6 protein-coding genes are annotated in these 5,236 nt (G+C 76.8%); 3 read left to right on the top strand and 3 right to left on the bottom strand.

Features of this window, described 5'->3' with window-relative positions; genetic code table 11:
- Both ACFU6K_RS30680 and ACFU6K_RS30675 read right to left on the bottom strand, forming a co-directional pair.
- Positions 1-236: hypothetical protein (locus ACFU6K_RS30680; RefSeq protein ID WP_380668513.1), on the bottom strand; the 236-nt coding region annotated here is incomplete at its 3' end.
- A gap of 6 nt (positions 237-242) precedes the next feature.
- Positions 243-446: a hypothetical protein gene (locus tag ACFU6K_RS30675; protein WP_380668511.1), complete on the bottom strand. Its 204-nt coding sequence runs from the start codon at positions 444-446 to the stop codon at positions 243-245.
- Positions 447-746: 300 nt separating this feature from the next.
- On the opposite strand from ACFU6K_RS30675, the gene ACFU6K_RS30670 reads away from it, so the two are divergent.
- Positions 747-1,733 (top strand): LuxR C-terminal-related transcriptional regulator, encoded by a 987-nt coding sequence (locus ACFU6K_RS30670; RefSeq protein WP_380668509.1) that lies wholly within the window; start codon positions 747-749, stop codon positions 1,731-1,733.
- A 16-nt stretch (positions 1,734-1,749) separates the two neighbouring features.
- On the opposite strand, the gene ACFU6K_RS30665 is transcribed toward ACFU6K_RS30670, so the two are convergent.
- On the bottom strand, positions 1,750-3,789 hold the full coding sequence (locus ACFU6K_RS30665; protein WP_380668507.1) for a BTAD domain-containing putative transcriptional regulator: 2,040 nt from the start codon (positions 3,787-3,789) through the stop codon (positions 1,750-1,752).
- A 177-nt stretch (positions 3,790-3,966) separates the two neighbouring features.
- Between ACFU6K_RS30665 and ACFU6K_RS30660 the strand changes: the two genes are divergently transcribed.
- Positions 3,967-4,509, top strand: a complete 543-nt coding sequence (locus ACFU6K_RS30660) for a hypothetical protein (protein WP_380668505.1) — start codon at positions 3,967-3,969, stop codon at positions 4,507-4,509.
- Between the two features lie 146 nt (positions 4,510-4,655).
- A partial coding sequence (locus tag ACFU6K_RS30655; RefSeq protein WP_380668504.1) for a hypothetical protein occupies positions 4,656-5,236 on the top strand: 581 nt, incomplete at its 3' end.

Here is a 5,236-nt window from a genome sequence, read left to right as displayed (position 1 = left end):
GCCGCCGGCAGGGCCCTGGCCAGCAGGTTCCGCGCCCTCGACCGGGCCGCCGCCTCGTCGGCGGCGCGGACGTAGAGCACCAGGCCGACGCCCTCGGGCACGGCGCGGGCGCGCACGTGCTCCAGGCCGTCGTCCGGGGCGGCGCACGCCCACAGCGCGGCCTGGACCTCCGCGGCCGCCGCCTCTCCCGAGGGGGAGGCGGCACCGGCCGGCACGGTCAGCTGGACTGCGAACACCGCAGGTCAGGCCCGGGTGACGGCATCGCCGGCCGGCGGGGCGTCCCAGCCGATCGAGCGGGCGGAGGGGTTGTCCCAGCCGATCCCGCCACCCGGGCCCTGGGCGGCGGCCGGGGCGTCGGCGGCGGTCGTGCCGGCGGCGAAGGCCGGTGCGGCGGAGCCGGCGAGGGCGAGGGTCAGGAGGACGGCGGCGAGTGGACGGACGGCCACGGCGGATTCCTGTTCTGTGCGGGAACTGCGTTGGGGGATAACGCAGTTCTGGGTGTCCGGAAATTCGGGGAATGCGCGCACGGCGAATCCTCCCGTTCCGCGGGCCGCCACGGGAAGGGAATTCGGGGGGCAGGAACAGGACAGGCAGCATCCTGCAAAACCGCGCCGGTCGGAAGGACGGAAGCGGGGGCCGGGGCCGTTGACCGGATCATGCCCTTGCGAGGGCGTTCCGGCCGGGGGAAGGATCGGCCCGGGCCGACCGGGCATACGGAATCGTCCACGGGGATCAGGGGTCGAGAAGTGCTGGAACTGCTGGGGCTGGACGCCACCGCGGAAGCCGTCTACCGAGGAATGCTCGCCGACCCGGAAGGCGGGGTCGCGGAACTCTGCGACCGGCTCGGCCTGCCCGAGGCCGCCGTGCGCGCGGCCCTCGACCGGCTCGCCGACCTCACCCTGCTGCGCACCTCCCGCGAACGGCCCGGCACCCTGCGGCCGGTCAGTCCGGAGCGCGGACTGGAGATCCTGCTGCGCCGCCAGGAGGAGGAACTCGCCCGTCGGCAGCAGGAGTTGGCCGCCTCCAAGGCCGCCGTCGCGCGCGCCCTGGGGGAGTACGCCAAGGTGCGGGCGGACACCCCGGTGAGCGACCACGAGCGGCTGCTCGGCCTCGACGCCATCCAGGACAAGCTGGAGGTGCTGACCGCCCGGCTGACCACCGAGGTCCTGGCGGTGATGCCCGGCGGCGCCCAGTCCGCGGCCAGCCTGGCCGCCTCCCGGCCGCTCGACGAGGACGCCCTGCGACGCGGCGTCAGTCTGCGCACCATCTACCAGGACAGCATCCACGACGCCCCGGAGACCCTCGACTACGCCCGCTGGATGGCCGGCCTCGGCGGCGAGGTGCGCACCGCACCGGTGCTGCCGCCGCGGCTGCTGGTCTTCGACCGCAGTACGGCCGTGCTGCCGATCGACCCGGAGAACACCCGGGCCGGCGCCCTGTGCACCCGGGAGCCGGGGGTCGTCGCCTCCCTGGTCGCCCTGTTCGAACAGACCTGGGAGACCGCCGCCCCGATCGCCGACGACCCCGACGGCGCCCCGCCGCTGACCCTGACCGCCGGGGAACGCGAACTGCTGCGCCTGCTGTCCACCGGCCTCACGGACGACGCGGCGGCCAAGCGCCTCGGCGTCTCGGTACGGACCGTCCGCCGGCAGATGGCCGTCCTGATGGAACGCCTCGACGCGGCCAGCCGCTTCGAAGCCGGCCTCAAGACGGCCCGCCGCGGCTGGTTGTAGCCGCCCCGGCGGAGGGTCAGGTGGCCGTCGGGGGCTCGGCCGCGGCGGCGGCAGCGGCGGCCAGGCGGTCCACCTCGACCCACTCGTCGAGGTGGCGGCCGTGCGGGCCGCCCGGGTGGTCCGCGGCGGGGTGGGTGGGGAGGAAAGCAGGGGAGTGGCCGCGGTGGAGGTACCAGGAGCCGAGCCGGACCAGGGCGGCGCGGCGTTCGGCGGCACTGGTCTCCACGGAGCAGCGTTCGGCGGCGTAGAGGCGCAGGAGGTCGTTGAGCCGGTAGTGGTCGCGGTCCTCGGCGGAGAGCAGGTGGGCGGCGGCCAGCCGGTCGAGGACGGGCCGGACGGCGGCGGGCGGGGCGCCGGCCAGGGCGGCGGCCGCGTCGGCGCCGATGCCGACGGCCGGGACGAGGGCGAGCAGCCGGAGCAGGTCGCGGGCCTCGCCGGGCAGTGAGCGGTAGGAGAGGTCGAAGGCGGCGCGGACCGCCGAGGTGTCGTCGCCCTCGATCTGGAGGGCGCTCAACCGGTGCTCCGCATCGAGGAGTTCGGCGGCGTGGTCGGTGAGGCTGCGGTCCGGGCTGGCGGCCAGGCGGCTCGCGGTGACGGCCAGGGCGAGGGGCAGCCGGCCGCAGGCGTCGGCGAGTTCGGCGGCGGCGCGCGGCTCGGCGCGGGTGCGGTGCTCGCCGACCGTGCGGGCCAGCAGTTCGAGGGCCTGGTGGGCGGGCAGGACGTCGAGCACCAGCGGCCGGGCGCCGTTGCGGACGGTCAGTCCGTCGAGCCGGGTGCGGCTGGTGACCACCGTGCGGCAGCCCGGGGCGCCCGGCAGCAGCGGGCGGACCTGCTCGGCGTCGCGGGCGTTGTCGAGGACCACGAGCAGCCGGCGGTCGGCCAGCCGGGAGCGGTAGAGCGCGGCCGCCTCGTCCGCCGCCGCGGGGATCCGGTCGCCGGGCACGCCGAGGGCGCGCAGGAAGCGGGCCAGGACGGTGCGCGGGGCGAGCGGCGCGTCGACGGAGTAGCCGTGCAGGTCGGCGTAGAGCTGGCCGTCCGGGAAGCGGTCGCGGACCCGGTGGGCCCAGTCGACGGCGAGGGTGGTCTTGCCGACCCCGGCCGGTCCCGAGACGGCGCAGACCGCGCACCCGGCGGCGGCCGGCCCGGCCTGCTGGTCCGCCGGGTCGGTGAGCAGCGCGTCCAGGGCCCGCAGTTCGGTGTCGCGTCCGACGAAGGTGGCCAGGGCGGGCGGGAGTTGGGCGGGCGGTGCCTGCGCCGGTGCGGGTGCGGGCGCGGGTGGTTCCTCGGCCCGGGCCGGGGCGGCGGGGACCGGCTCGGTGGCCAGCAGCTCCAGGTGCAGCGCCCGCAGCTCCGGCCCGGGGTCGAGCCCGAGTTCGTCGGCCAGCCGCTCGGCGAACCGGCGGTAGGCGGCGAGCCCCTCGGGGGTGCGTCCGGAGCCGTGCAGGGCCCGCATCAGCTGCCCGGTGAACCGTTCCCGCAGCGGGTGGTCGGCGACCAGCGCGGTGAGTTCGGGGACGGCCGTACGGTGCCGGCCGAGCGCGAGTTCCAGGTCGAGGCACTCCTCCCAGGCGGTCAGCCGCAGTTCGTCCAGCGCGACGGCGCCCGGGGCGTCCGCGTCCACGGTGAGTCCGTCGAGGGCCGGTCCGCGCCACAGGGCGAGCGCCGCCCGGAGCCCGTCGGCGGCCTCCGGGGTCCGCCCGGCGGCGGCCTCGGCGCGGGCGAGGGCGAGCCGGTCGGTGAAGTCGCGGGCGTCCAGGCGGTGGCCGGTGAGCGTGATGCGGTAGCCGCGGCCGTCGGTCAGCAGGGCGGGCGGCGCGTCCGGGTCGGCCTCGGCGAAGCGGCGTCGCAGCACCCCGGCGAGGTTGCGGACCTGACGGGTGGCGGTGGCCGGCGGCCGCTCCTCCCAGACGGCGTCCACCAGGCGGGCGACCGGGACGGAGGAGTCCGCGTTGAGCAGCAGGGCGGCGAGCAGTCGCTCCTGCCGGGAGCCTTCGGAGGGGATGCGTCGGCCGTCGCCGGTCCACACCTCCAGCGAGCCGAGGATCCTGAACTCCAACGTCCCTCCCTGGGACCCGCGGGGCCGGACCGGACCGCCGCTGTGGTGGACCGGCGCAAGTAGTGACGAACTGATGATCAGATCATGCCAGTTGTGTGCGTTCGGTTGAGAAGTTTCTTGTGCACCGGCCGAAACGAGCCGGTCGCCCAGCGAGGACCCCGAACCCAGGAGCAGTCGATGAACCGTCTGAAGAAGGCCGTCGCCACCGCGACCGCCGTCGCCGCCGCCGCCCTGATCCCGCTCACCGCCGCCCCGGCCTCCGCCACCACCGGGCCGGCCACCCACCTCGGGATGACCTGGTCCGTCGTCTCCTACGGCCCCGATGGCACCGTCCAGGTCGGCGGCCCCGGCGGCAGCCCGAGCAACGCCTACAACGGCGACACCGCGCCGTCCGTCTCGCTGCCCGTGCTCTGCCTCAACGTCGACGGCAGCCCGGCCCCGTCCGGGATCAGCCTCGGCTTCTACAACGGCTGGGCGCAGGGCACCGTCGCCCTCAGCCAGCCGGTGAAGGGCTCCCGCCTGAACAGCCGGGCCGCGGCCGACAGCGTCTGCCAGGCCGGCTTCGGCGCCGGCTGGCGCGAGGCCGAGTTCCACGACGGCCACTACGGCACCGACCTGTCGCAGACCGGCGGCTGGACCTTCTGGGCCTACGGCAACATCCCCAACAACACCCGGTTCTGGACGGCCATCAACGACCAGCCGGCCAACCCCTGGAACTGACCTGGCGCACACCGCCGGTGCGCCCGCCCCTCCGGCGGGCGCGCCGCGGTGGCCGGGTTCCGGGATTCGCCGACGGTCCGTCCGGGTACGCCGTACGCTCGGGGCGCGGGCGGTCGGCCGCCGCCCGGGACCCGGAGGAGGACGGCGTGGACACGGCTGCCGCACGGCAGGACACGGCTGCGGGACGCACCTCCCGGGGCGGGCCCCGGATCGACCCGCTGCTCGCCGACCGCGTCACCGAGGCGCTCCTCCTGGCCGGCCTGCCCGTCGGGTACGGCGGACACGGCCCCGGCGTCCAGCTGCGTCCGGCCCGGCCGTTCGACGACTCCGACGACTGCGCCGGCCTGATCGCCCTGCACTGGGAGCCCGGCCCCCGGCTGGCCGCCGCGGCGGCCATGGAGGAGTTCCAGCAGCCGGCGTCGGCCGCCGGCCGGGTCGTCACCAGCAGCATGCAGAACGCGCTGGCGGAGTTCCTGCCGGCCTTCGGCATCGAGGTCGAGGCCGCCCGGCTCGACGGCGAGACCAGGGTCGGCCGTGCCGGCGGACCCGCCCCGGCCAGCGGACAGGACGCCGCCCGGGACGCCGCCGCCCCGGCCGGGTCCCGCCCGCAGGACCTCGGCATCGGCGCGCACGTCGTCGACGCGGTGCGCCGCACCGCCGCGCTGGCCGGCCTGCCGGTCGCCGACCACCTGCACGCGCCCGGCATCACCCTCGCCCCGTGCCGGCC

The organism is Kitasatospora sp. NPDC057512, from assembly GCF_042802135.1.
GTDB lineage: Bacteria > Actinomycetota > Actinomycetes > Streptomycetales > Streptomycetaceae > Kitasatospora.
This window is presented reverse-complemented; position numbering and strand designations above follow the sequence as displayed.